Source organism: Collinsella sp. MSK.8.10 (genome assembly GCF_019041915.1).
Classification (GTDB): domain Bacteria; phylum Actinomycetota; class Coriobacteriia; order Coriobacteriales; family Coriobacteriaceae; genus Collinsella.
The window spans coordinates 1-24,990 of record NZ_JAHPYF010000009.1; the positions used below are offsets into that span (position 1 = coordinate 1).

Consider the following 24,990-nt stretch of genomic DNA (forward strand, 5'->3'; position numbering starts at 1 on the left):
GGACAAGGCGCCACACTGGTCTGCGGAGTGTTCTGAAAACTAAGCCCGGCCCCCGCCTGCGGTGACGCTGCTGCGAGCGGCCTGCGATGGGGCTGTTGTTGGTTGAGGCCGCTGGGCTGATGTGGGGGCGCGTGGCTGTTGCGAGCCCTGGTCCCGGCGGCGGCCTCGGCGCTTTGCGCCTGCCGCCTTTGGGGACTGTGGGGTCGATTGGGGTTGTCTGCACAATTCGCGGTATTATGTTGCGGAGTTTTGAAAGGAGCCGCTGGTGGTCACGACGACGTTTGCTTCGCCTTTGGGCGAAATCCTGCTTGCCGCTGATGGCCGCGGTTTGACGGGGCTTTGGTTTGAGGGGCAGGAGCACTTTGGCTCCACGCTTCTCAAAGAAGATCCCGAACATGTTGAAGGCGCCGATGCGGTTTCTGGTGCTGGCGGCATGTCTTCGGTGAATCCGACAAACGGTGCTGCCTCGTCGGTACTTGAGCGTTCTTGGGCTTGGCTGAATGCTTATTTTGCGGGGCAGGAGCCTCGGTTTACGCCGCCGTTGCATATGATTGGTACGGCGTTTCAGCGCGAGGTTTGGTTTGAGCTGCTTTCTATCCCGCGTGGCGAGGTCGCTACGTATGGTGAGATCGCCCAGCGTGTTACGGCTCGACATCGTGTACCGGGAAACGAAGCACCCGTTGCGTCTCCCCGTGCCGTGGGGGCCGCGGTCGCGCGCAATCCCATTTCGATTATTGTGCCGTGCCATCGCGTGGTTGCCGCCGATGGTTCGCTTAACGGGTATGCCGGCGGGCTTGACCGCAAGGAGTGGCTGCTTCGGCTTGAGGGCGCGTACGAGGACTAACGTTCGAGCACTTTGCATAGCCAAGATGCCGTGAAAGAACGGGACATGCTTTCCGAATGGAGGCTCAGACGGAAACTACGTCCCGGAATTCCGTTTTAAAGCGGGATGCGCTTTCCGAATGGCGTTCCAAGCGGAAACCGTGTCCCGGAATACAGCCTCAGAGTGGGACGCCGTTTCCGGCTGAGACCACCTGCCTGGACATCGATCTACGCCCGCTCCTGCAGGGCGTAGATGGACTTATCCATGTTGAACAGGTAAGCCACAACGCAGACAATAATGAACATCGGCAAGTTACCAAAGCCGAAGACTTCGCAGCCAATAAGGATGGGTGCGAGCAGCGTATTGGTGGCGCTGCCAAAGACGGCTGCGTAGCCCAGTGAGGCGCAGAGCTCGACGGGCATGCCGAGAATCCCGGCGAGTACGACACCCAGGCTGGCTCCGATGGAGAACAACGGCGTCACCTCGCCACCCTGATATCCTGCGGCAAGCGTGGTAATGGTGAGTGCGAATTTGAGTGCCCAGTCCCAAGGTATGATGGCGACCTTGCCGTCACCGTCGAGCGCCGCGGATATCAGATTGGTGCCAAGCCCGCAGTATCGACCCTGCCATAGTGCGAACAGAATCGCCGATAACGCGATGCCCATAACGGCGATGCGTGCATAGGGGTTGGGGAACAGCCGCGCCGCAAGTGTTTTGGCATGTGCAAGGCACCAGGCAAAGGCGCCGCCCACCATACCAAACGCGATGCCCAACAGTGCCAGCCGTCCAAGACCGGGGAGGTCGAGCGCATACGAGGCGGTAACGGCGACCTCGAACTTCTCGAGCCCCAGGGCGCCGGAGGTCATGCTTGCGGCAAGTGAAGCCGTAAGCGCGGGGAGCAACGCGCGGTATTCCATGCGTCCGGCGACCAGCACTTCGATAGCAAAGACCGTAGCAGCGAGCGGCGTTCGAAAGAGTCCGGCAAAGCCAGCGGCCATACCAATGAGCAAAAACGTGTTGCCGGGGTTTCGGAAAGGTAGACGCCTGCCGATCCAGTGCGAGACGGTTGCACCAATCTGCACGGCCACGCCCTCGCGCCCCGCACTGCCGCCAAAGAGGTGCGTCCCCCACGTGCTCAACATAATGAGCGGCACCAAACGCGGGGAGATGGCATCCTCGCGTCCGTGACCTACGTCAAATACCAGGCTCATGCCCCGATCGGTGCCTTTGCCCCAGGTGCGGTAGGCAAATACGATGGCCAAGCCCATGAGGGCGAGGAAGGGAAGGAGCAGTGCGATGTGTTCGTCGCGGAAGGCGCCGATTGCCAGAAGCACGCGTCCAAAGAGTGCGCAGATGGCGCCAACGATGATGCCGATAGGGATTCCGACGGCACCCATAAGCACGAGGCCGCTATAGGTGTTGAGCAAGCGTTTGATTCTGCTCGATGCGTTGCTTTCCGACATTTTGCTTTCCGACACTTGCTCTCTTGATAGAAAAAGAGCTGGAGTTGCGCATCGTTGAGAGGCTTTCCAGCTTTAGCAAAACAAACTTATAAGATGCGACGGGCCGCGTCAAGATAATTGCTTGACAGCCTAGGAGGCGGCTGGTTGGCTGGCTTAAAACCTAGCGCGTGAAATGACGCTCCACGCTATTCAGCGCGCTTGATAGGATGACGAACCACGGTCTTAAGTTTCTCCGGCGCACACTTGCGTGGATCGGAGAGATAGATTTCGTGATGTAAACGGGTATCTGAGAAGTCGGGGACATAGCCCTGCTCGGTCGCATATTCATGCATGGCGTCTACGGTTGCCGGCTCGCTGTCGTAGGGTCCGGTATGCATGCATTGAACGCAGAGACCCTCGTCAACTTTAAGCAGCTCGACGGCAGAAAAGTCCAGTTTCTTTTTGGCCGTGGCTTCCGCGACCGCCCAGTCAAAGTCATCCTGAGTGACGAAATCGGGCAGGCGGATGCACGAGATAAAGTTGAAATCGTCCTTGCGTACATAATCGATGTCGCCGCTCGGGGAGTCTTGCCACCAGAAGCCCTCGAGCGGCGGTACCACAAAGTCGAAATAGCCCTCGATACTCCTTGAGCCTTTCTTTGACATCTTGACGGTATAGGCGATGCCGTAAAGCAGCGGCAGGGCATTTTGATACTCGCCACCTTCGGTATTTGGGTCGCCCTTTCCGCGAACGGCAACGTAGCTCATAGGCGGGACAGTTATGATACTCGGCTTGCTTGCAGGTCTGTAGAGCTCCTTGCATTCCTTCTTAAAGTCGAACGCCATGTTGGCCGCCTTTCTGCGTATTGGCCTGCTTAGATAGCGGAATCATATCATAGAAACGAACAGTTGTTCGAATGATTTGGCTGACAGATTGAGATGCGTGCGTTGTGTTTGGCGGTCGGCCTGACCCCATCGATGATTTCTCTGCCTCCCCGGCGCCTCATCTATAGCTGCCGTTTCCCCATATAGAACCTGCCAAAATAAACCCGTCCCTTTTTAGTCGGTGCGAAATGGGTAATACTAAAGAGTTATCCGACCAGATGGGAACCGATCGATGGCTTATATCGAATTCAAAGACGTCATCAAGGCATACGGCGAGGGCGACGCCCGCATTCACGCACTCGACGGCGCGAGCTTTACGGTCGAGCGCGGCGAGCTCGCCATCATTCTGGGTGCTTCGGGTGCCGGCAAGACCACGGCGCTCAACATTCTGGGCGGCATGGATACGGCGACCTCCGGCACCGTGACGGTGGACGGGCGCGACGTGAGCTCCGCCAACGAGGCTCAGCTCGTGGAATACCGCCGCGCCGATGTCGGCTTTGTCTTCCAGTTCTACAATCTGGTCCCCAACCTGACGGCGCTCGAAAATGTTGAGCTTGCGGCGCAAATCTGCCCCGATTCGCTCGATGCCGAGCAAACGCTTTGCCAGGTTGGCTTGGGTGAGCGCCTCGCCAACTTCCCCGCGCAGCTTTCGGGCGGCGAGCAGCAGCGCGTGTCCATTGCCCGCGCGCTGGCAAAGAACCCCAAGCTGCTTTTGTGCGACGAGCCCACGGGCGCACTTGACTATAAAACCGGCAAGCAGATCTTGCAGCTGCTGCAGGACACTTGCCGCAAGCAGGGCATTACGGTCATCATCATCACCCACAACTCCGCGCTGGCGCCCATGGCCGATCGTCTGATCCGCTTTAGGAGCGGCCGCGTGGAGAGCGAGACGGTCCAGCAAAATCCCGTGCCTATCGAGACGATCGAGTGGTAGCGCCCATGGACCAAGATCGCCAAAACAGCCTACGCCACGACGCGCAGAATACGGAGCGCGAGCAGGATTTTACGACCTACCGTACCGCTCAAAGCTCAAACGATATGGTGCCGACGGTTTTTCGCCGCGGCATCTACCGCACAATCCGAGGCAGTCTTAAGCGCTTTTTGTCCATCGTGGTCATCACCGCGCTCGGCGTGAGCGTGATGTGCGGCCTTAAGGCGGGCTGCGAGGACCTGCGCGATTCGGTCGACGCCTATTTTGACCAGCAGAATGTCTATGACATTAACGTGCAGTCGACCTATGGCCTTACGCGCGACGATCTCGCGGCCATCCAAGAGGTCGACGGCGTCGAGACGGCCGAGGGTATCTACACCGAGACCGCCTACACCGCCGTGGGCACAACGCGCGAGCGCGTGGTCGTGCAGAGTCTCTCCAAGGAGAACATCGATCAGCCGGTGCTGGTGAGCGGCGATTTGCCCGAGAGCGCCGATGAGGTTGCGGTGACTTCGAAGTTCCTGAAGGCTTCGGGCAAAAAGCTCGGCGATACGGTGAGTTTTGCCGCCAATGACGCAAGTTCATCGAACCAAAGCGCCAAGGATCAGTTTGCCGCGGGCGATTACACCATTACGGCCGAGGTCCTCGATCCCACTGATGTGAGCTCCGACTCGACAGTCAACGCCTTTCGCGCTGCTTCGGCGGCGGACTATAAGTTCTATGTGAGCGAGGACGCCGCGACATCTTCTTCCTACTCCGCGGTCCACGTGATCGTCGAGGGAGCCAAGAGTCTCAACTCCTATTCGGATGCCTACGCGGCAAAGATCAATGAGGTCAAGGGCAATATCGAGAAAATCCGTGAGGAGCGTGAGAAGGCGCGTGCTCAGGAGCTGATGGTCGACACGCCGGCAAGCTTGGATACGGCCGAGCGCGAGGCGAATATGCTCTTTGGGATTGAACAGGGCAACATCAATCGCATGGCCGAGGGCAGCGAGGAGCGCGTCCAGGCTCAGGCCGAGTTGGACCAGCGCCGCGCCGCCGCTGACCAGCATTTTGCCGATGCCCGCGCCGAGCTTTCCGATCTGGGCGAATGCTCCTGGTACATCCAGGACCGCGGTAACATCGCAAGCTACTCGAGCGTCGAGAGCGACAGTTCTTCGATCGAGGCCATCGCCACGGTGTTCCCATTTATCTTCTTTGTCGTCGCTGTGCTCATCAGCCTCACCACCGCCACGCGCATGGTTGAGGAGGAGCGTACACTTATTGGCCTGTACAAGGCGCTCGGCTATTCACGTGGGCGTATCCTGTCCAAATACGTGGACTACTCGCTGTGGGCGTGTCTGATCGGCGGCGTGCTTGGCAACATCATCGGATTTGTGGGCCTGCCGCTGTTCCTGTTTACGGTGTTCGACGACATGTACTCGCTGCCCCAGATGCTGCTTTCGTACGATATCGTGTCGTCGCTCGTGTCGGTAGCGCTGTTTGCCGTGGGCGTGGTGGGCGCCACGATTATCGCCTGCCGCCACGAGATGGCCGAGACGCCGGCTTCGCTCATGCGTCCCAAGGCGCCGCGTGCCGGCTCACGCATTCTGCTCGAGCGTATCGGATTTATCTGGCGCCGCATGGGCTTCTTAAACAAGGTGGCGGCGCGTAACCTGTTCCGCTACAAAAAGCGCGCCTTTATGACCATCTTCGGTATCGCCGGCTGCACAGCGCTCGTGATCTGCGGTATGGGCATCCGTGACACGTCGGTGGCGCTTTCGCCCAAACAGTACGGGCATATCACGCGCTACGACCTGCTGGCGGTCGCCAATCCCGACGATTTTTCGCAGACGTGCGCGGCATTGGATGAGCGCAGCGCGGCCAATGATTCCAACGTGACCGTGACCTCAACCCTGCCGATTATGACCGACAACGTCACCTTTACGTTTGGTGGCAAGAGCGAGACTGTGCAGCTCATCGTGATTCCCGACGACCGCACGGGTGACTTGGGCGATTACGTGCGCCTGGAGGATGAGTCCAAAGAACCGCTGTCTTTGCGTGACGGAGACGTGTATCTGAGCAAAAGTTCACAGCTGGTACTGGGGATTCAGCCGGGCGATACGGCGCACGTCCAGGATTCGTCGCTCAATGTTGCCAAGGTCAAAGTCAGTGACATTTCGCTCAACTATCTGGGCAACACGCTTTACATGACGCAGGGCACCTATGAGCGCGCGTTCGGTCGAAGCGCGCGCCTTAACGGCGTCTTTGTGCTGCTTAAGGGCTCGTCGGCCGATCAGATTGCGTTTAGCAAGAAGCTTAAGAGCGACGGTTGGCTCACCATCTCGAGCACGGCTGAACATTGGCAGAACTTCGAGGCGAACTTCACTATCATCAATTCCGTCGTGGTGCTCGTGACCTTTATGGCGGCGTGCCTATCGTTTGTGGTGGTGTTTACGCTGTCCAACACGAATATCTCCGAGCGCGAGCGCGAGCTGGCGACCATCAAGGTGCTGGGCTTCCGCCGTGGCGAGGTGCACCACTACGTCAACAAGGAGACGTTGATCCTCACGGCGATTGGCACCGCACTGGGCGTGCCGCTGGGTGGCCTGCTTGCCGAGAGCTTTACGTACATCCTGCAGATGCCGTCGCTGTACTTTGATGTTGAGGTCGAGCCGCTAAGCTACGTGCTCGCCGTGGTGCTTTCCTTTGGCTTTACGTTTATTGTCAACCTCGCCACCAATCGTACCCTCAACAAGATCGACATGGTCGGCGCCCTCAAAAGCGCCGAGTAACCTGTCCTGGGATTCAAGTTCTAGCGAGCTGCCGACGCGCCCGCAGCAGCATTTTTGCATAAACCGCCCCGCCAAATGCATACTTTGACGGGACGGTTGCTTTTTGCCCACAGGTACCCCAGGGGGCGCCGTGCAAATTCCGGAGTATTCAGCGTCCCGGGGTCCGCGGGCGCGGGGGCGGGGGTGCAAAACTGCGCTGAAAGCCCCGATTCTGAGCCCCAACGCCTCTAGAGCCGCTCGTTTTTTTACAGGATGCGGCCCATGGTGCCTGCCTTTCGCCCAAAATCCAGTATGCAGGCACCCTCGGCTGCTGAATACTCCCAAAAATGCACGCCGCATCCTACCCCAGGCACCCGCAGCAAGAAGACGAATAGTCTCGGCCTCCCCAGTCACCGTAGGAGGCCCCAGGGCTTACCTCCCAAATCTTTCCGCAGGACGGAAGGATCCCGCCGCGCGAAGCGCACGGCGGGATCCTGACATGTCCGAGGACGATTTGGGAGGTAAGCCCTGGGGTCTCCGATGAGAGCAGTTTCGGCCGAGGCTATTCGTCGCCGAAGCTGATGCCCAGCGCCTTGGCCTCGCGCACCAGATCACTCTGGGGGTCGACATACTTGAGCTTGCCGGCGACCTCCTCGAGCGGCATGTGACACATCTTGCCGTCACGCAGGGCAATCATGTAGCCAAACTCGCCGCGCAGGCAGCCGAGCGCCGCCTCGACGCCGCACTGGGTCGCAAAGATGCGGTCCTGGGCATCGGGCTGACCGCCGCGCTGCGTGTGGCCGGGGATGGCGACGCGGGTCTCGCGACCGGTCTTGGTCTCAATCTCCTTGGCGATGTCGTAGACAATCGACGGGCTCGTGCGCTCGGCGAGCTTCTTCTTGTACTCTTTCTTGGACAGAGCCGCGTCCTCCTTGGAGATAGCGCCCTCGGCGACGGCCACGATGGTAAAGCGGCTGCCGGTCTCCATGCGATGTTCGATGGTCTTGATGACGTTGTCCATGTCGTAGGGGATCTCGGGAATCAGGATGACGTCCGCGCCGCCCGCGACGCCGGCGTACAGCGGAATCCAGCCGACCTTGTGGCCCATGATCTCGATAACGAACACGCGGCCGTGACTCGAGGCAGTGGTGTGGATGTCGTCGATGCACTTGGTGGCGACGTCGATGGCGCTCGTAAAGCCAAACGTCAGCTCGGTGCCCCAGGTGTCGTTATCGATGGTCTTAGGCAGGGCGATAACGTTGAGGCCCTCTTCGCGCAGACGGTTGGCGGTCTTGGTGGAGCCGTTGCCGCCCAGCATAAACAGGCAGTCGAGCTGCAGCTTATGATAGGTGTGGACCATTGCCGGCACCTTCTCGACGCCGTCGGCCTCGGGAATATCCAGGCGCTTGAACGGCGTACGGCTTGTGCCCAGAATAGTGCCGCCACGGGTAAGGATGCCGCTAAAATCGGCGGGCGTCATGACACGGAACCTGCTGTAGATAAGGCCCTGGTAGCCGTCCTCAAAACCATAGATCTCGATAGGTTCTTCGCTATTGGTCATAAGCGTTTTGACAATGCCGCGCATGGTGGCGTTGAGCGCCTGGCAGTCGCCGCCACTGGTAAGAAGACCGATCCTAAGCATGATGAATCCTTCCGGGCAAGTTATAACATGCGCATAAGTTTACCCCCGCACACTGCTGGTACGGGGGCAAAACGAGTTAGCTCAAGCGTATAGAAATGTAAACAACGTCAGGCGAGCGTAAGGTCGACGGGCCTGGCTCCTTACGGTGCGAAGGCGTCGACATCGCCCCAGTGACGGCGCAGCGTGATGGCGGCAGCAGGCTCGGTGTTGTCAAAGACGACCGACCACTGCGTGTTGCTGGTGATGTCTTCCGGATTGGGCTCTTGCGCCGCAGCGCGTAGGGCCTTCCAAGCGACTGCCTCGTCCTGGGCACCGACATGGGCGTCAAGGACATCGGCGATTGCGACGGCGCGCTCTTTACCATGGCCCAGCTCGCCATTCTTTTGGTTGGGCAGCACTTCGTCACCATAGCAGGCGTAGAAGTTCGTAACCTGGCGTACAGGAGTCGCTTTGAAAGCGCGGTCCGGATCGCGCGGATCCCACTCCGCCACCCGCGCGTCACCGGCGGCGTCGTTGATAAAGAAGTGGTAATCGCGTCCTGCCATGGCGTGCATGTCGTAGGCGGAAAGCAGGTCGACAGCTTCTTGCGTGGTGGCGGCACGGTCGAGCACCAGGCGGATGGCGAGCGAGGTATTGATGACGGGGCGCTGCGTGTCCTGGTCACAGGGTTTGGAATCCAGGGTGAGTACGGCAATGGACACGCCACATTCGTTGATGCCGTCGAGCTGGGCAAACGGGCCCATGAGTGCGGCGGCACGTCCGGCGACGGAATCAAGCGGAGTGTTGGCGCCCAGGTTGTTAAGGGCGGCAAACCCGATGGAGGCGTAGCCGCCGCGTGGGTGATTGCGCACCAGCAGCGCCGAGGTGTCGTCCTTAAAGTCGTAATTGCGACCGGTGCGCACGCGGCCTTCGGCATCTACGGCGATAAAAGCGCTGCAGGCAAACTGGGGCGCCTGGACATGTGCTGGCACGCCGGGCAACACCTGTGCCACCACAGCATCGATGTAGGCCTGGTCGTCGCGCACATCGGCGGCGATGATGCAGTCGAGGTCGTAGTCGTAGACGATGTCGATTGCGTACAGGTCATAGCCATCCGCGTAGCCGGTCAAGCGTTTGAGCGACGCAGCGGATTTGATTTGCTTGCGGTAAACGATGCCGGCGGCAGCGGCAAGGCCGACGGCGACGCCCGCGACACCGCAGGCGATGGCAATGTTACGTGGCTTCATGACGGCTCCTCTCGTCCTGTTAGCGTAATTGTCGCAAAAGGAGCGCGGGCATGATGGCTCAACTTGGTGAGCGGCGCGGGATTAAACACGGAATGAAGAGTGCAGCGCTGGCGCGGCGGGGTATGCTGGAAGGGACCATCAACCCAGCGAAAGGGGAGAGCATGACGGATCAGGAAACGCCCGAGCGCGCGCATGTGACGGCCGATGATATCGAGGCCGCCAACGACCTTATCGACTTTATCGAGGCATGCCCCAGCATGTTCCATACGGCGGCGACCATTATGGCCGAGCTCGACGAGGCGGGCTTTACCTACCTGCCCGAGAACGCGGCGTGGGACATCGAGCCGGGCGGGCGTTATTACACGCAGCGCAACACCTCGAGCGTTGTTGCCTTTAAGGTGGGCGAGGACCTGGCCGCGACGTGGGGCGAGGACGGCGTTGCCGGTGACTATCATTTTCAGCTCACGGCGTCGCACAGCGATTCGCCGACGTTTAAGGTCAAGGCCGTGCCCGAGCTCGATGGCGCAGGCGAGACGCTGCGCCTGAACACCGAGGCCTACGGCGGCATGATCGACTACACCTGGTTCGACCGTCCGCTGGCACTCGCGGGCCGCGTACTGGTACGCGAGGGCGACCGTATCGAGAGTCGTTTGCTCGCTACCGAGCGCGAGGTCGCTATTATCCCGAGCCTTGCCATCCACATGAACCGCGGCGTTAACGAGGGCTTTGCTCCCAACCGAGCCGTCGACCTTTGCCCGCTTATCAGCGCCGGTGATCTTAAGCAGGGCGACTTTGATGCTCTGATCGCCGACGAGCTGGACGTTGAGCCCGAGCAGATCCTGGGCCGCGATCTGTTCCTGGTCAATCGTCAGGATGCGCGCATTTGGGGCTGGGCCGACGAGTTTATCTCGACGCCCAAGCTCGACGACCTAGCCTGCGCCTATACCTCGCTGCAGGCATTTTTGGGTGCCGAGAACGCGCACGATGTTTCGGTCTTCTGCTGCTTTGATAACGAGGAGGTTGGCTCCGAGACCAAGCAGGGCGCCATGTCGACGTTCTTGGCCGACGCGCTGCGCCGCATTAACGGATCGCTGGGCTTTGACGACGAGTCGTACCATCGCGCCCTTGCCGCCTCGATGCTTGTAAGCTGCGACAATGCACATGCCGTGCACCCCAACCACGCCGAGAAGTGCGATGCCCGCAATCAGGTTGTACTCAACGGCGGCATCGTCATCAAGGAAGCCGCCAACCAGCACTACTGCACCGATGCCTTTAGCCGCGCGGTGTTCCAGGCTATTTGCGATGACGCCGACGTGCCCACGCAGGCCTTCGCCAACAAGAGCGATATGGCGGGTGGCTCCACGCTCGGTAACCTGTCGAACATGCAGGCGAGCATGCACGCCGTGGACGTGGGCCTGCCGCAGCTGGCCATGCACTCAAGCTACGAGACCGGCGGCGTACGCGACGTGATGTACGCCATCCGTGCCCTCACCGCCTTCTACGAGCGAAACCTAACCATCAACGGCGCCGAAAGCGTGGAGCTCTAAAAACCTGCCAAAAAGGGACAGGTTTATTTTGCCAGGTTTTATCTGGGCAAATGCAAAGGATGAAACCGAACTAGATTGGTGATGCGTAGCCGCCGAGGTGCAATGTGCCTCGGCGGCTTTTTGTGCACGGAGCACGGCTAATACTAATTTATTGCTATACATGCTTTACGTATCTACCATAGTGTTTTATGATAATTCTGAAGTATTAAGGAGGGGTCATGACCACAACAGCCGCTCAGATCAACGTACGTCTCGATGCCGATCTCAAAAGGAGTGGGGACGCCGCTCTCTCCAGGGCCGGTATGACGCCGAGCCAAGCGGTGCGAGCGCTCTGGCAGCTTGCAGCGTCGCTGGCCGATCGCCCCGGTGCGCTCGAGGATATCCTGCTGCCCAGTCGTGCCCGGGCGGAACAGCGCGAGCGCGAAAAGGCCGCCAAACGTAAACTCGAGCTCATGGATCAGGGATCGAAGCTGTTCGCTGCCGCTTGCCGTGAGTCGGGAATCGATATGGTCAGGGCTCAGCCATCGGACGACGAAGAGCTCAAACGGAACGCCTATGCTGATCGCTATGGCGAGGAGATGAGCTGGCTCTATGAGTGAGGCTCTAAAGCGCATCTTGGTTGACACCAACGTGTGGCTCGATTACTTCATTCCCTCACGACGTGGTCGTTCGGCGGCGATTGAGTTTTTACGCGATGCATGCACGGCGCAGGTGGATTTGCTGTATGCGGCGACATCGTCCAAAGACCTGTTCTATTTGATTTCAAGTGAACATAAGGCATGGTATCGGCGAGAGCGCGGTTCGCTGTCTCAAGATGCCGCTTCGGCGGCGACATCACTCGCATGGGATTGTCTTGATGTGTTGTCGCAACTTGCTACGCCCGTGCCCTGCGACCTGAGCGACATATGGATGGCGAGTAAGCAGCGTGAGCTCCATAGCGATTACGAAGACGATTTAATCATCGCGGCAGCGATGCGCTCCCAAGCAGATTTACTGGTCACCAACGATGTCAAGCTCTGTTCGCATGCGCCCGTCGCAGCAATGAACGTAGAAGATGCAAGAAGCTATCTAACAACGCTTAAATAGCGCTAGACCCCTTTGGTCGAATAACGGTCAGCGAGAGCCCACAGGTAGGGCCGCGCCAGCAAAGCGCCGCAGGTTGAACAAAAGTCAGCGAGAGCCCGCCGTTTGAGCCAAGGTGCCGTGAAATGAAAAGGCGCTGACCTTCTGGTCGCGCCTTTGAAATTGAACGGCAGATTGGCCAAACGGCGGGCTCGCAGCGTCGACTGATCCGCCGTTCGTTAGAACGGCGGAACCCTAATGCTCGATCCAGCAGCGAAGCGTCTCGCCCGCTTGCAGGTGACGCAGATTTTCCGCGGCAATGTCGACCACGTTGTTGAGCGTGGCCTCCAGGTGGAACCAGCCGGAGACGTGCGGCGTGATGAGCATGTTGGGCGCATCCCACAGGGGGCTTGTCTCAGGCAGCGGCTCGGGGTCGGTGACGTCGACCGCGGCGCCGGCGAGATGTCCCGACTCCAAGGCGGCAACCAAGTCGTCGGCGACCACAAGATCGCCGCGGCCGCCGTTGGCAAAGAAGGCGCCCGGCTTCATCGCGGCGAAGAACTCGGCGTTTGCCAGGCCGCGGGTCTCGGGTGTGCTCGGCATAAAGGATGCGACGACGTCGGCTTCGGCCAAGCGCTCAGACAGGGCATCCATGCCGTCCATGTCCTCAAACACAATGGGGTAGACGAGCGGGTGGCGCTTGATGCCGCGGACGTGCGCGCCCATGCTGCGGCATAGCGTGGCAAAGTGGCCGCCGATATCGCCTGCGCCCAGCACCAGCACATTGGCGTTTTTGAGCGAGGTGACCGACCCCAAATCCTCCCAGCGATGCTCGCGCTGCAAGTCGTGATAGCCGGGCAGGCGCTTCATCATGGAAAGGACCATGGCAAACATGTGCTCGCTCACGGCTTGGCCGTAGGCGCCCACCGAGCAGGAAAGCTTGGCGTCGGCTGGCACGGTGCCGGCGGCCAGGTAATCGTCATAGCCCGCGGTCTGCAGTTGCAGCAGCTGGAGGTGCTCGCACGCGGTAAGCAGGGCGGGGTCTATGTTGCCCAAGATCACGTCGGCGTCGGCGACCTGCTCACGCGTGACGGCATCGGCGCTCGTGTAGATAAAGTCCTCGCCCGGAGCGCTCGACTCAAGGATCGCGCGGTGACGGTCGTTGACGGGCAACAAAACCAGGATGTTCACAAGCAGTCCTCTCCGCTCGACCTACCAAAAAGGGACAGGTTTATTTTGGCAGGTTTTATCAGGCAAAACGTTCAAATAAAAACGCCGGATGCAAGACGAGCGTGCCCGTCAGCATCCGGCGCATCCACGGCTACCAGCTCAGCAGTTCGTAACCGTCCTCGGTCACCACGAGCTGTACCTCGCACTGGGCCGAGTCGCCGCCGTCCTTGGTGCGCACGCACCAACCGTCACCCTTGCTAATCTTGATGTCGGGCGCTCCGGCGTTGACCATGGGCTCGATGGTAAAGACCATGCCCGGAGCCATGATGGTGTCCACATCGGGCGCCTCGGTGGTAAAGCCCACAAATGGGTCCTCGTGGAACTCTTTGCCAATGCCGTGCCCGCCGTACTCGCGCACCACGCTAAAGCCGGCGTCCTCGACCGTCTTTTGTACGGCCTCGGCCATAACGGACAGCGGCAGCCATGGCTTGACGGCCGCCAGGCCCGCCTCCACGCTGGCACGGGTGACCTCGACAAGACGCTGGCGCTCGGCAGAGACCTCACCGATGCAGAACATGCGGCTCGAGTCGCTAAAGTAGCCGTCAAGAATCGTGGAGCAGTCCACGTTGATGATATCGCCCTCGTGCAGCACGTCCGTATCGCAGGGGATGCCGTGGCAGACCACGTCGTTGATCGAGGTGCACACGCTCTTGGGGTAGCCCTCGTAGTTGAGGTCGGCCGGCGTGCCACCGTGCTCGACGGTGTAGTCGTAGATCATCTGGTCGATCTGGTTGGTGGTCATGCCCGCGGCGATGTGCTCGCCTACGTAGTCGAGCACGCCCACGTTGATGGCGGCGGAGCGCTTGATGCCCTCGATATCGGCGGGCGTCTTGTAGAGCGTGCGGGGCAGAACCTCCCAGCCCTCCTCCCACAGGCGCTCGAGGCGCTCATCAAAGGTGCTATGGCATTTCTTATATTTTTTGCCGCTGCCGCACCAGCAAGCGTCGTTGCGGCCGGGTACGGGTCCTTTGTCATACATGGCTAACTTCCTTTCATCCGCAGCTAGTATAGCCCACTCACAGGGCAGCTGCGCGCTAGTAGCTCACCTGGCAGGGAATGCCGAGGGCGCGCACGCGCGCGGCGATGGCGTCGAGGGCCTCGGGCGCTGCTTTGGCAAGGCCGGCGACCGGCGTCTCGCGAGCCACCGTGTAGATGGTCGCTTCTTGTGGGCGAATGCGCTCAAGTGCCGCGAGCCAGGGGGCAACGTACTCCTCGCCGGTGTTGTCGATGGGCTTGCCCAGATACTCACCGGTCAAAAAGATCGTCTGGATAATAACGTGACCGTCAAAGCTTGCGAACGTCTCAATCTGGTGCTCGACGTCGTAGGGGCCAACAGGCTGGTCGAGCAGCTGGATAAATGCCGGATCGACCGTATCGAGCTTGAGGATGTTGTCGTCGACCATCATGAGCGCATCGTGCACCTCGGGGCGGTCGGCGCGCGTACCGTTGGAGAGCACGGCGATTTTGGAGTTTGGGGCCAGCTGATCGCGCAGCGCGACGGCGCCGGCAATCGCCTGGGGAAACTCCGGTGCGGCGGTGGGCTCGCCGTTTCCTGCGAAGGTGATCACATCGGGGAGCTCGCCCTCGGCTGCCATCTCGCGCAGCTTTGCCTCGAGCGCGTCGAGTACCACGGCAGCTGTGTTGTACGGCTCATGGCAGGGGCGCTCGGCGTTGAGGCCGTTTTCGCAGTAAATGCAGTCGAACGTGCAGATTTTGCCGCTGGCCGGCATCATGTTGACGCCGAGCGAGAGACCAAGGCGACGGCTGCGAACGGGCCCAAAGATGGGGCTGGCATTCAAAAACGTAGACATAGGCATATGCTCCTCAAGACAATTGTGCCTAAGCATAGCATCGGCTCCAAAGCAAGGTGCGGGCTCTTGCTTTACAAGTTTCGTTTTTTCACGTCGCCCATTATGCCGCGCCATGAAAAGCCTCGGGTCGGGTAAAGTTAATCTGTTAACAAGGTGTAAGGCAATGTGGGTCCATCCAACCGCGCTGACGTGCAACTGGATGAGCATTGATGATGGGGGCACAACATGAATTTTACGGTCGAGAATGCGGGCACCACGATTGCCTGTCGCGAATATGCCGGCCCAGATGTGTCGCCTGATGCTCCTGCCTTGGTGTGCGTGCACGGCGCTTGTGTCGACGGCACATTTTTCGACGATATCGCTTGTGAGCTCAGCCGCAACTACCGCGTAATTGCCTACGACCGCCGCGGCTGCGGTGGCAGCAGCGATGCGGCAGACGGCAGCTATGATCTTGCCGCTCAGGCCGCCGACCTGCAAGCCGTGATCGAACACGTTGGCGCTCCGACAAATGTGCTTGCGCATAGCGCCGGTACGTTGGTGGCGCTGGAGCTTCTTCGCGCCGAACCCCATCTCGTCGCCCGTGCGATTCTGCATGAGCCGGCTGTGTCGGCCGAAGGCGTCGGCATGGGCGCAGCTCCGGTTTTGCTCGATATGATTGCGGCTGGAAAGGTTTCAAGGGCGCTCCGGCTTTTCTTGGGAGCCCTCGGCGACTTGGACCCCGAAGCTCCCGGGACGACCGAAGCGGAAGCCAAACATGCCCTGCGCAATGGTCGTTGCTTTATGGCTAATGAATACGGAACAAATATGACATATGCTCCCGACTGGGAGCGCGTCCGCGCGTCAAAGGCGGTGTCGGCCGTGTTTTTGGGCGAGCTTTCGGTCGATACACCCCGCGAGGCTGGCACGCGAGCGGCTGCCGAATATCTCGATTGCCCCCTTGTGACGATCCCGGGCGCGCATAACGGTCTGCGCGATCGCCCCGTTACGGCGGCAAACGCCGTTCGCGATGTCTTGGAGCGTTAGCACGCTCGATGACCTGCGGGGAGAGGGGCTGTTAGCGTTTCGTCATTGTTAACGAATGCGCCCATAACCGCGCGCCCGCGGCTCCATTACCGCCGTTTGCCAGGTCATAAAAATGTAACGATAATCGCGCGTTTGCCTTCAGCTGTTAGATGCTACCCTTGTACCAATTGATATGCACCGTTGCCGTGCGTAACGATAGGAAGGGCCCCATATGCTCAATAATCACGAGGTCAATCTAACCGACGAGGAGGCTGCCGCCGAGGTCGCCCGCGTCGCGAAGACCTACCCCGTGGTGCGTTTGTTGTCGGCCGATCAGATTAAGAGCGAGCCTAACTGCTTGCTCGCCGGCGATCGCTGCCCTTGTCTGCGTCAGTCGAGTCTTGAGGCCTTGGCAGGTTCCGATGATGTATCGGAGCAGCTGCTCAATGATGGTACCGAGTACCGCGCTCGCCTGCGCCCTCTGAAGGTCGAGGGCGAGCCTCACGTCCTGCTGATGGTGCGTCCGATCGATGAGCAAGAGGCTGCAGAAGAGGACCTCGTCTACACCGACGTGCTGACGAGTGTGCGCAATCGCCGATATTACGAGGAAAAGCTCCGTAGCGCCCGCATGAATGCCGGCGTTGCGGTGATCGACCTTGATGATTTTAGGGTCTTCAACGATACGTGTGGCCGTCATGCCGGCGACCTTGCGCTCGGTGCTGTGGCGACAGCCATACGCAGCGGAATTCGTTCGACTGACGAGCTTGTGCGCTATGGCTGCGACAAGTTTGTGGTCGTCATGCCCAATATTCCCTCCGATGACTTCGCCCGTCGCCTGCATCAGGTATCCGAAGCCGTTCATTCCACGATTATTCCGGGCCATGAGTACGTGAGCTTGACGGCATGTGTTGGTGGCGTTCGCATTCATGGCGAGACGGTCGATGAGGGCGTTGGCCGTGCTGTCCAGTTACTGAGCCGCGCTAAGGCAAAAGCCGGTACGGTCGTGACCGATGCCGATTCCATCGAGGCCTTCCAAAGCGAAAGGCCTTTGGTGCTTATCGCCGATGACTCCGAGATGAACCGAGCCATTCTCAACGAGATGCTCAAGGACGAGTATTGCATCCTCGAGGCCGACAACGGTCGTACGGCGCTCGACATGGTCGACCGCTATGGCGATGAGTTATCGCTCGTGCTGCTGGACATTGTCATGCCGGGCATAAGTGGCTTTGAGGTGCTGGCCGATCTGTCGCGCCGATCGGGTATCGATAATCTGCCTGTCATCATGATTTCGAGCGAAGATTCCGATGATGCGGTTCTGCGCGCGTACGAGCTGGGCGCCTCGGACTATATCAACCGCCCGTTTGACTCCCGTGTCGTGCGCCGCCGTGTAAGCAACACCATCCGCCTATACGCCAAACAGCGCCGCCTGACGAACCTGCTGTCCCAGCAGTACAACGAGCGCGTCAAGAACAGTCGCATGCTCATCGACATCATGGCCGGCGTTATGGAGCTTCGCAATGGCGAGAGCGGCAGGCACGTTACGAACATCGAGAAGCTGACCGAGCTGCTGCTTGGCTGTCTGGTCCAGCGTAGCGGCACGATCTCCCTCGACAATGAGGAACGCTCTACGATTGCCCTGGCTTCGGCGCTGCACGATATCGGCAAGATGTCGATTGACGATGCAATTCTCAACAAACCCGGGCGCCTTACGCCCGAGGAGTTCGAGATTATGAAGACGCATACCACGATGGGCGCCGACATGTTGCTTGAGCTGGGCCGCCATCACGTCGGCAATGCGCTTATGGAATATGCGTACCAGATTGCGCGTTGGCATCACGAGCGCTGGGACGGCAAGGGCTATCCCGATGGCCTTAAGGGCGACGAGATTCCCATTGCCGCGCAGGTGGTCTCGGTGGCCGACGTGTATGATGCTCTGACGAGCGTGCGTGTGTACAAGGACGCTATTCCGCACAAGGAGGCGATCCAGATGATCCTGGACGGTAAGTGCGGCACCTTTAACCCGCTGTTGCTCGACTGTCTGCTCGAGGTGCAAGACCGTATTGCCGAGACGTTGGCACGCCCCGCCGACGTTGTCGCGTTTCCCACGATTTAGTTTGACCTAAGGAGTTTTAATCCATGATTTCCATGCGTGAGGCGTATGAGAAGATCGGCGCTAATTATGATGACGCGTGCGCTCGGCTGATGGGCGAGGAGATGCTTAGCCGCTTTGCCCTCAAGTTTTTGGATGACGAGAGCATGGACAAGCTGGAGGCCGCCATGGCGGCAGGAGACGCCGAAGGTGCGTTTATGGCAGCGCACACACTCAAGGGCGTGAGCCAGAACCTGGGATTCGATAATCTGTACGAGCCGGCGGTCGTGGTGACCGAAGCACTGCGCGGCGCCGATGCCGTTGACGGCGCTCGCGAGGGAATGCATGCGTTGCAGCAGCAATATGCGGCAACGATGTCGGCTCTGCGCGAGGCGGCTGAATAAGAGCTTGCGAGCCTTGGGCTGCTTGCCGGCCACATATAGGTGAAAGGGCGCCCCGCCGGACCATGTGGCCGGCGGGGCGCCCTTATCTGTTTTGTGGTTCGCGTGCTAGCGGGCCTGCTTGACCTTGGCTGCCGCCTCGACAAACGACTTCCAGAGGTTAAAGTCGGTTTCGAGCGTCTGCCAGGTGTACTCGGGATGCCATTGCACACCCAGGCAGAACGGCTGGCCCTCGACTTCGATGCACTCGGGAACGCCGTCGGTTGCCTTGGCGACCAAACGCGTGCTCTTACCCAGACGATCGACGCAGCAGTGGTGTGCGGAGTTGGTCTGGATCAGCCTGTGCCCGCCAAGTGCGCGCTCCAGCAGCGAGCCCGGCACGACCTCGACGGGATGCACAGGGTCGTTGAGCACGTGGGTATGGCGCCACTGCGTGCGGCCCTCGCGAGCGCCCAGGCTCGGCACGTCCATGCACAGGGTGCCGCCAGTGGCGACATTGAGCAACTGCGTGCCGCGGCAGGTGGTAAAGAGCGGTTTTTTGGCGCGGAGCACCTCGCCGACCAGCTTAAACTCAAAGCTATCGCGGATCTCGCAGCAGAGGGTGGGGTCGTAGGGTCGATCATCGCCCCAACGTTTGGGATTGACATCGGGGCCGCCGGGAATGGCGATGCCGTCGGCGATATCGACGTAATGACGGATGACCTCAATGTCCTCGGTGATGGACATCTGCAGTGGCAGGCCGCCGGCGGCAAGAATGGCATCGACAAAGACACTTGCGATTTCCTCGTTGGGGGAGAGCGTCTCGCTTAAAAACGGCTTTGCCTCTTCCCAACGCGGCGCGACGAGGATGAGTGGGCGGTCGGCGGGGGCGACGTCGACATGTGGGGTGTAGGACGATGAAGTGCGAGTTCCGATCATAGGTGTTGCTTTCGAATCTGAAGGTGACAGGGCGCATGAGAGACGTGGGACAACACTTCCGATGGATTTTGTCCCACGGGGTGGCTGGTTAGTGGCCCTTGATGGAGTTGAGGAAGTCCTGGGCGCGCTTGGTCTGGGGATGGTCGAAGAACTCGTCAGGCGTGCCGGTTTCCACGATCTGGCCGTCGGCCATAAACACGACGCGGTCGGCCACGCGGCGGGCAAAGTTCATCTCGTGCGTAATGACGATCATCGTCATACCCTGCTGGGCCAAGCGCACCATGACCTCGAGCACCTCGTTGATCATTTCGGGATCGAGGGCACTCGTGGGCTCATCGAAGAGCATGGCCTTGGGCTGCATGGCAAGAGAGCGGGCGATGGCCACGCGCTGCTGCTGGCCGCCCGAAAGCTGTGCGGGCACCTTATCGGCCTGTTCGGCAACGCCCACGCGGCTCAACAGATCCATGGCGCGCTCGCGGGCCTCGTCCTTGGAGACGCCCAGCACGTCGACCGGTCCCAGCATGACGTTCTGCAGCACCGTCATATGCGCGAACAGGTTGAACTGCTGAAACACCATGCCCAGCTCGGCGCGCATGCGGGCAAGATCCTTGCCTTCCTGCGGCAGGGGCTCGCCCTCGATGAGAATCTCGCCCGAGTCGACGGTCTCCAAGCGGTTGATGGTGCGGCACATGGTCGACTTGCCCGAGCCCGAGGGGCCGATCACGACGACGACCTCGCCACGGTCGACCGAGAGATTGATGTCGTTGAGGACGTGCAGATCGCCGTAGTGCTTATCGACGTGTCTGAGCTCGATCAGCGGCTGATTGCCGGTGGAAGAGGTGCTCTGTGCCATGGTGCTCGGCTCCTTATGACTCGAAATGGTAAAGCGTTAGCGGATGATGGTCGCGCCGGTCTTGTGCGAAACGTAGACAGCGGCCTTGTTGATCGCGACGTTGATGAGGATGTAGATGACCGCGATAACCAGGTAGACCGACACGAGGGCGTCGTAGTTGGTAATGAGCACGCGGGCATTTTGCATGAGGTCGGGGTAGCTCACCACGTAGGCGACGGTGGTGTCTTTGACTACGACCACGAGCTGCGAAATCAACGACGGAATGATAAAGCGAATCGCCTGCGGCAACACGATTTTAAAGGTGATTTTAGCCTTGGAGAGACCGAGTGCCTGGGCGGCCTCGACCTGACCGCGCGGCACGGCGTTGACGCCGGCACGGAAGATCTCGGCCAGTACGCCGGCCGCAGCGAGCGCGACGGGAAGCGTGAGCATCCAAAACGACGGCAGTGCGATCTTGTACTGGGGCAGCACCAAAAAGAAGAAGTAGATGAACAGAAGGCTCGGCACGCCACGGAAGAAATCGGTGAGCACGCGGCAGACCAGCTGCAGCGGCTTGATGTCGCTCGTGCGGCCGAGCATGAGGGCCAGACCCAGTACCAGCGCGATGGCGCCGGCGGTGAGTGCGACTTTAACGGTGCCCTCAAAACCGGCAAGCAAGAATTTCCAGGTGGTGAGGTGCGTAAAGAAATACCAATAGTGGACCGAAAGCTGACCGGTCACATAAAAGCGCTGCAGCACGAGGACGACGAGCGCAGCCACGGCAACAAGCGAGATAGCGGTGCCGATGCGAATCTTGGCGCGCATCTTGGGGCCGGGAGCCTCGTAGAGCGCATCGCGCATGGTGAGCGCGGAGGTGGAGTGCTTGCTCATCGGAGGATCCTCACCTTCTTATCGATGTAGTTGCCAATGTGGCTCACCACAAAGGCCGTGCCCAGGTAGCCGAGCGCCGAGATAAAGAACGCGGCGACGCCGCCGAGCGAGCGCGTGTTGATGTAGCTCACCACGCCGGTGAGCTCCTGCGGTTTAAGCGGCACCTGACTGCCGAGCGCGGTGGTGAGCATGACGGCGATAAAGAGGTTGGTCATGGGCAGCACGCTCGAGCGCAGCGCCTGCGGAATCACGATCTTGGCGAGGATGCGGTTAAAGCTCATGCCGAGCGAACGTGCGGCTTCTACCTGACCGACGCCGACGGTGTTGATGCCGCTCATAAAGTTCTCGGAGCCAAAGGCTGAGCCCAAAAGGACCGTGGCGACGATAACGCAGGTGCGGTAGGGCAGGACGACCTTGAGCGGTGGCAGTGCGTAGACGACGATGATGAGCAGCGCGATGCCGGGGATGTTACGGAAGACCTGAACATACAGGTCGCCAAAGACGCGCAGCGGCTTGAGCGGTGACACGCGCATCACGGTGACGGCGACGGCCAGCACCATGGCGATGACAAACGACTCAAGTGTCATGCCCCAGGTTGCTAACAGGGCGTCGATATAGTTCTGGCCATAGAGCGACCAGAGTTCGGAGAGACTCATGCGGACCTCCCGCCGGTAAGGAAAGGGGCTCCCGTGTGTACGGAAGCCCCGACAACTCAGTGAGGAAACAGTTTAGCGCAATAAAGCGCATCATGCGTTTCCATATGGTTTCGTTGCGGCCGTTACCAGGCTCGCTGCCTAGGCGCCGATCTCGGGTAGCTCGGGAACATTGGTGTCGCCCGTACGGTCGCCGATGCAGATCTGCCACAGCTCAGTCCAGGTGCCGTCGTCCTCGATCTTCTTAAGGAAGTCGTTGACAAAGGCGACGCCGTCGGAATCGAGCGGCAGACCGATGCCATAGGGCTCCTTGCTGCCGAAGGGCTTGCCGGCGATCTTGTACTTACCGGGCTCGCGGACCAGGGCGCTCTGCTGCATGTTGTTGTCGATGACGTAGGCGTCAACGCGACCCTGCTGGAGTGCCTGGCGGGCCTCCTCGTCGGTCTTGAACTCCTGCTGGCTGGCCTTGGGGGCGAACTCCTCCAGGATGGCGGGGCCGTTGGAGCCGGACTGGACGGCGACATTCTTGTCGGCCAGGTCGTCGACACTCTTGATGTCGTCGTTGTCGGCGAGCACCAGGATAGCCTGCTGGGTGTAGTAGTAGGGGCCGGCAAAGGAGACGAGCTTCTTGCGCTCGTCAGTGATGGTGTAGGTGGCAAAGACAGCGTCGACCTGGCCGTTCTGCAGGACGGACTCGCGCGTGTCCGAGGTCACCTGGGTGATCTCGACCTTGTTCTCGCCCAGAATGTAGTTGGACAGAAGCAGCGCGATACCGGCGTCGAAGCCGCGGGTCTGACCGTCTTTCTCGTTGAGGAGGGAGAAGAGCGTGGAGGTCTGAACGCCACCGATCTTAAAGACGCCGGCGTCCTTGACGGCCGTGGCCCAGGTGCTGGCGGCGATGGCGTCGTCATCGGCCTTGGGGCCGTTGTCGACGAGCTTGTCGAATGCCTTGGCATCGAGCGTGGTGGAAGCCTCGGTATCCTCGGAGCCCTTGGAGGAGCCGGTGGCGGAACCCTTGTCGGTCTCGGCGCTGGTGTCAGAGCAGCCGGCAAGACCAAGGCCGGCGACGGTTGCGAAGGTGGCGGCAACGAAGCCGCGGCGGTCGAGAACGACCTGCTGGGAGAGGTTCTTGCTCATGGTAGAACACCTTTCTCAATAAAATCCCTAGCGGTTGAGTAGAGTTATACCCTATCGCGCTCAAATGGGTCAACACGAAATAACTCAGAAACATACTGACCTTATGGGTTATTCTACCTACCAAAAAGGGACAGGTTTATTTTGGCAGGTTTTATCTGGGCAAACGTTGATTATTACAGCTGAGATAGCGTTTTGCCGACGGCATGATCGCTCGCAGCGGTCGCTATAATGGCGGCAACGCGACACATATATAAGTAAGGAGATCGCGTATGAACGGTTATTCGTTTTTCGCGCCGACAAAGGTGCTGTTTGGCGCGGGCAAGTTGGGCGAACTGGGCGCGCAGAAGCTGCCCGGTACCAAAGCGCTCATCGTTACAACCGGCGGCAACTCGGTCAAGCGCTTTGGATACCTGAGACGCGTGGAGGCCGAGCTCGATCGCGCCGGCGTGGCGCACGAGCTATTCGATCGCATTGAGCCCAACCCTCTGCGCGAGACCGTTAACGCGGGTGGCTGGATGGCGCGTACCCATGGCTGTGATTTTGTGCTGGCACTCGGTGGCGGTTCGGTCATGGACGGCAGTAAGGGGATCTGCGCGGTGGCGGCCAACCCACACGCCGATGCCGAGGGCAACGAATGCCCCGGTGACATTTGGGACTTTGTCAATGGTGGCACTGCGCTCGGCCTGCCCATCCCCAACGATCCGCTGCCGCTTGTTTGCGTGACCACCACGGCGGGTACCGGCTCCGAGGTCGATGCGGGCGGTGTCCTGTCCTGCGAGGACAATGACGAGAAGCTCCGTCTGGGCGATCCGCGTCTGTTCCCAGTGCTTTCAATCGTCGACCCCGAGCTCATGGTGAGCGTCCCGGCGCGTCTGACCGCCTATCAGGGATTCGACGCCCTGTTTCATTGCGTTGAGTGCTATGTGTCGAACACCAACACGCCCATGGGTGACATGGTTTGCCGCGAAGGCATTCGCCGTGCCGCCGCGGCATTGCCTACGTGTGTCAATAAAGGCGATGACCTGGAGGCGCGCTCGAGCCTTGCGTTTGCCAACACACTCGGTGGCTATGCCATGGATGCCTCGGGTACCACGGGCTCGCATGGTCTTGAACATGGCATGAGTGCGCATCATCACGATCTGCCGCACGGCGCCGGCCTCATCATGATTGCCTGTGCCTACCACACGTGGATGATCGATCACGGCGCCGCGCCCGAGCGCTATATCGACATGGCGCGCCTGATGGGCAATGCTGCCGCGGATGATCCGCACGATTTTGTAATTGAGCTCACGCGCCTGATGGAGGCTTGCCATGTGGCCGACCTTGCCATGAGCGAATGGGGGATTGCGGCCGAAGAGCTGCCGGCCATCGCGCATAATGCTCTGACGACCAACGGTGTCCTGTTCAGCCACGACCCCGTGACGCTGACCGAAACCGACGTCGTCGAGATTCTCAAGCAAAGCTACCGCTAACCACCGCAAAGGGGACAGGCGCCTTCGTGGTGGTTTTGACCGATGCGGCGGTATGCCATACTGTTTTGTCTCGATCTATAACAGGTAGACGAGGAAATGGGTTCTTACTGTTACAGATTGAGACAAAGGTTAGGGGCAAAGACGGTTTGTCTCAATCTGTAACAATTGGGCGAGGATTTGTCCTCTAGATGTTACAGATCGAGATAATCGCGCCGCGAAAACAAAAACCTCCGCAGGGGTGCTT

The 24,990-nt window shown here is 59.9% G+C and carries 22 protein-coding genes; 10 read left to right on the top strand and 12 right to left on the bottom strand.

The genetic code is table 11. The features are described from left to right. Positions 1 to 265 precede the first annotated feature (265 nt). Positions 266 to 844, top strand: coding sequence for a methylated-DNA--[protein]-cysteine S-methyltransferase (locus KTF55_RS09020; protein WP_226790740.1), 579 nt, complete (start codon positions 266 to 268; stop codon positions 842 to 844). A 206-nt stretch (positions 845 to 1,050) separates the two neighbouring features. Here the strand turns inward: KTF55_RS09020 and KTF55_RS09025 are convergent, their stop codons facing one another. Both KTF55_RS09025 and KTF55_RS09030 read right to left on the bottom strand, forming a co-directional pair. Further along, positions 1,051 to 2,286: a chloride channel protein gene (locus tag KTF55_RS09025; protein WP_117766583.1), complete on the bottom strand. Its 1,236-nt coding sequence runs from the start codon at positions 2,284 to 2,286 to the stop codon at positions 1,051 to 1,053. Positions 2,287 to 2,471: 185 nt separating this feature from the next. Further along, positions 2,472 to 3,110 (bottom strand): GyrI-like domain-containing protein, encoded by a 639-nt coding sequence (locus KTF55_RS09030; RefSeq protein ID WP_117766548.1) that lies wholly within the window; start codon positions 3,108 to 3,110, stop codon positions 2,472 to 2,474. A 271-nt stretch (positions 3,111 to 3,381) separates the two neighbouring features. Here KTF55_RS09030 and KTF55_RS09035 point away from each other — a divergent pair, with 271 nt between their 5' ends. Together KTF55_RS09035 and KTF55_RS09040 are read left to right on the top strand one after the other, a co-directional pair. Beyond that, positions 3,382 to 4,083 carry an ABC transporter ATP-binding protein gene (locus KTF55_RS09035; protein WP_117766550.1) on the top strand — a complete coding sequence of 234 codons (702 nt, stop codon included), beginning with the start codon at positions 3,382 to 3,384 and terminating at the stop codon, positions 4,081 to 4,083. Between the two features lie 5 nt (positions 4,084 to 4,088). Next, positions 4,089 to 6,854: an FtsX-like permease family protein gene (locus tag KTF55_RS09040; protein WP_226790743.1), complete on the top strand. Its 2,766-nt coding sequence runs from the start codon at positions 4,089 to 4,091 to the stop codon at positions 6,852 to 6,854. Between the two features lie 541 nt (positions 6,855 to 7,395). On the opposite strand, the gene KTF55_RS09045 is transcribed toward KTF55_RS09040, so the two are convergent. After that, positions 7,396 to 8,475 (bottom strand): 6-phosphofructokinase, encoded by a 1,080-nt coding sequence (locus KTF55_RS09045; protein ID WP_217108376.1) that lies wholly within the window; start codon positions 8,473 to 8,475, stop codon positions 7,396 to 7,398. A gap of 140 nt (positions 8,476 to 8,615) precedes the next feature. Next, positions 8,616 to 9,701, bottom strand: a complete 1,086-nt coding sequence (locus KTF55_RS09050; RefSeq protein WP_217108377.1) for a carcinine hydrolase/isopenicillin-N N-acyltransferase family protein — start codon at positions 9,699 to 9,701, stop codon at positions 8,616 to 8,618. 161 nt (positions 9,702 to 9,862) lie between these two features. Between KTF55_RS09050 and KTF55_RS09055 the strand changes: the two genes are divergently transcribed. The 3 genes from KTF55_RS09055 (at position 9,863) to KTF55_RS09065 (ending at position 12,334) form a co-directional block, all read left to right on the top strand. Continuing rightward, positions 9,863 to 11,248 carry a M18 family aminopeptidase gene (locus KTF55_RS09055; RefSeq protein ID WP_187364998.1) on the top strand — a complete coding sequence of 462 codons (1,386 nt, stop codon included), beginning with the start codon at positions 9,863 to 9,865 and terminating at the stop codon, positions 11,246 to 11,248. Positions 11,249 to 11,466: 218 nt separating this feature from the next. Then, the gene (locus KTF55_RS09060; protein ID WP_118081124.1) at positions 11,467 to 11,847 is read left to right on the top strand and encodes a translation repressor RelB; all 381 of its coding nucleotides are present in this window, start codon (positions 11,467 to 11,469) and stop codon (positions 11,845 to 11,847) included. Beyond that, a complete protein-coding gene (locus KTF55_RS09065) occupies positions 11,840 to 12,334 on the top strand; it encodes a PIN domain-containing protein (protein WP_217108379.1) in 495 nt (164 codons plus the stop codon). Before KTF55_RS09060 ends, KTF55_RS09065 begins: the two co-directional genes overlap by 8 nt. Before the next feature lie 231 nt (positions 12,335 to 12,565). On the opposite strand, the gene KTF55_RS09070 is transcribed toward KTF55_RS09065, so the two are convergent. From KTF55_RS09070 to KTF55_RS09080, 3 genes are all read right to left on the bottom strand, one after another. Then, positions 12,566 to 13,501 carry a D-2-hydroxyacid dehydrogenase gene (locus tag KTF55_RS09070; protein WP_217108380.1) on the bottom strand — a complete coding sequence of 312 codons (936 nt, stop codon included), beginning with the start codon at positions 13,499 to 13,501 and terminating at the stop codon, positions 12,566 to 12,568. Positions 13,502 to 13,631: 130 nt separating this feature from the next. Beyond that, positions 13,632 to 14,519: a type I methionyl aminopeptidase gene (map, locus tag KTF55_RS09075; RefSeq protein ID WP_217108381.1), complete on the bottom strand. Its 888-nt coding sequence runs from the start codon at positions 14,517 to 14,519 to the stop codon at positions 13,632 to 13,634. Between the two features lie 55 nt (positions 14,520 to 14,574). Then, a complete protein-coding gene (locus KTF55_RS09080) occupies positions 14,575 to 15,351 on the bottom strand; it encodes a radical SAM protein (protein WP_217108382.1) in 777 nt (258 codons plus the stop codon). A 225-nt stretch (positions 15,352 to 15,576) separates the two neighbouring features. Between KTF55_RS09080 and KTF55_RS09085 the strand changes: the two genes are divergently transcribed. The 3 genes from KTF55_RS09085 (at position 15,577) to KTF55_RS09095 (ending at position 18,846) form a co-directional block, all read left to right on the top strand. Further along, positions 15,577 to 16,374, top strand: coding sequence for an alpha/beta fold hydrolase (locus tag KTF55_RS09085; RefSeq protein ID WP_217108383.1), 798 nt, complete (start codon positions 15,577 to 15,579; stop codon positions 16,372 to 16,374). A gap of 211 nt (positions 16,375 to 16,585) precedes the next feature. Then, the gene (locus KTF55_RS09090) at positions 16,586 to 18,466 is read left to right on the top strand and encodes a diguanylate cyclase (protein ID WP_217108551.1); all 1,881 of its coding nucleotides are present in this window, start codon (positions 16,586 to 16,588) and stop codon (positions 18,464 to 18,466) included. A gap of 23 nt (positions 18,467 to 18,489) precedes the next feature. Continuing rightward, positions 18,490 to 18,846, top strand: coding sequence for an Hpt domain-containing protein (locus KTF55_RS09095; RefSeq protein WP_199412370.1), 357 nt, complete (start codon positions 18,490 to 18,492; stop codon positions 18,844 to 18,846). A gap of 105 nt (positions 18,847 to 18,951) precedes the next feature. Here the strand turns inward: KTF55_RS09095 and KTF55_RS09100 are convergent, their stop codons facing one another. The 5 genes from KTF55_RS09100 to KTF55_RS09120 all read right to left on the bottom strand — a co-directional run bounded on the left by KTF55_RS09100 (position 18,952) and on the right by KTF55_RS09120 (position 23,274). Next, on the bottom strand, positions 18,952 to 19,761 hold the full coding sequence (locus KTF55_RS09100) for a gamma-glutamyl-gamma-aminobutyrate hydrolase family protein (RefSeq protein WP_195245874.1): 810 nt from the start codon (positions 19,759 to 19,761) through the stop codon (positions 18,952 to 18,954). An 88-nt stretch (positions 19,762 to 19,849) separates the two neighbouring features. Continuing rightward, complete coding sequence (locus KTF55_RS09105; protein ID WP_302052954.1) at positions 19,850 to 20,614, bottom strand: amino acid ABC transporter ATP-binding protein; 765 nt, start codon at positions 20,612 to 20,614, stop codon at positions 19,850 to 19,852. 36 nt (positions 20,615 to 20,650) lie between these two features. Continuing rightward, entirely contained in the window at positions 20,651 to 21,484 is an 834-nt protein-coding gene (locus KTF55_RS09110; protein ID WP_022094658.1) for an amino acid ABC transporter permease, read from the bottom strand. Further along, positions 21,481 to 22,140: an amino acid ABC transporter permease gene (locus tag KTF55_RS09115; RefSeq protein ID WP_138374872.1), complete on the bottom strand. Its 660-nt coding sequence runs from the start codon at positions 22,138 to 22,140 to the stop codon at positions 21,481 to 21,483. The genes KTF55_RS09110 and KTF55_RS09115 overlap by 4 nt, the downstream gene beginning before the upstream one ends. Before the next feature lie 138 nt (positions 22,141 to 22,278). Next, a complete protein-coding gene (locus KTF55_RS09120) occupies positions 22,279 to 23,274 on the bottom strand; it encodes a glutamate ABC transporter substrate-binding protein (protein ID WP_217108385.1) in 996 nt (331 codons plus the stop codon). A gap of 269 nt (positions 23,275 to 23,543) precedes the next feature. On the opposite strand from KTF55_RS09120, the gene KTF55_RS09125 reads away from it, so the two are divergent. Continuing rightward, positions 23,544 to 24,746 (top strand): iron-containing alcohol dehydrogenase, encoded by a 1,203-nt coding sequence (locus KTF55_RS09125; RefSeq protein ID WP_217108386.1) that lies wholly within the window; start codon positions 23,544 to 23,546, stop codon positions 24,744 to 24,746. Positions 24,747 to 24,990 lie beyond the last annotated feature (244 nt).

Coding starts and splice junctions, on each gene's coding strand:
- KTF55_RS09025 (WP_117766583.1), bottom strand. CDS start 2,286: ATGTCGGAAAGCAACGCATCGAGCAGAATCAAACGCTTGCTCAACACC.
- KTF55_RS09030 (WP_117766548.1), bottom strand. CDS start 3,110: ATGGCGTTCGACTTTAAGAAGGAATGCAAGGAGCTCTACAGACCTGCA.
- KTF55_RS09035 (WP_117766550.1), top strand. CDS start 3,382: ATGGCTTATATCGAATTCAAAGACGTCATCAAGGCATACGGCGAGGGC.
- KTF55_RS09040 (WP_226790743.1), top strand. CDS start 4,089: ATGGACCAAGATCGCCAAAACAGCCTACGCCACGACGCGCAGAATACG.
- KTF55_RS09045 (WP_217108376.1), bottom strand. CDS start 8,475: ATGCTTAGGATCGGTCTTCTTACCAGTGGCGGCGACTGCCAGGCGCTC.
- KTF55_RS09050 (WP_217108377.1), bottom strand. CDS start 9,701: ATGAAGCCACGTAACATTGCCATCGCCTGCGGTGTCGCGGGCGTCGCC.
- KTF55_RS09055 (WP_187364998.1), top strand. CDS start 9,863: ATGACGGATCAGGAAACGCCCGAGCGCGCGCATGTGACGGCCGATGAT.
- KTF55_RS09060 (WP_118081124.1), top strand. CDS start 11,467: ATGACCACAACAGCCGCTCAGATCAACGTACGTCTCGATGCCGATCTC.
- KTF55_RS09065 (WP_217108379.1), top strand. CDS start 11,840: ATGAGTGAGGCTCTAAAGCGCATCTTGGTTGACACCAACGTGTGGCTC.
- map (WP_217108381.1), bottom strand. CDS start 14,519: ATGTATGACAAAGGACCCGTACCCGGCCGCAACGACGCTTGCTGGTGC.
- KTF55_RS09080 (WP_217108382.1), bottom strand. CDS start 15,351: ATGTCTACGTTTTTGAATGCCAGCCCCATCTTTGGGCCCGTTCGCAGC.
- KTF55_RS09085 (WP_217108383.1), top strand. CDS start 15,577: ATGAATTTTACGGTCGAGAATGCGGGCACCACGATTGCCTGTCGCGAA.
- KTF55_RS09090 (WP_217108551.1), top strand. CDS start 16,586: ATGCTCAATAATCACGAGGTCAATCTAACCGACGAGGAGGCTGCCGCC.
- KTF55_RS09095 (WP_199412370.1), top strand. CDS start 18,490: ATGATTTCCATGCGTGAGGCGTATGAGAAGATCGGCGCTAATTATGAT.
- KTF55_RS09100 (WP_195245874.1), bottom strand. CDS start 19,761: ATGATCGGAACTCGCACTTCATCGTCCTACACCCCACATGTCGACGTC.
- KTF55_RS09105 (WP_302052954.1), bottom strand. CDS start 20,614: ATGGCACAGAGCACCTCTTCCACCGGCAATCAGCCGCTGATCGAGCTC.
- KTF55_RS09110 (WP_022094658.1), bottom strand. CDS start 21,484: ATGAGCAAGCACTCCACCTCCGCGCTCACCATGCGCGATGCGCTCTAC.
- KTF55_RS09115 (WP_138374872.1), bottom strand. CDS start 22,140: ATGAGTCTCTCCGAACTCTGGTCGCTCTATGGCCAGAACTATATCGAC.
- KTF55_RS09120 (WP_217108385.1), bottom strand. CDS start 23,274: ATGAGCAAGAACCTCTCCCAGCAGGTCGTTCTCGACCGCCGCGGCTTC.
- KTF55_RS09125 (WP_217108386.1), top strand. CDS start 23,544: ATGAACGGTTATTCGTTTTTCGCGCCGACAAAGGTGCTGTTTGGCGCG.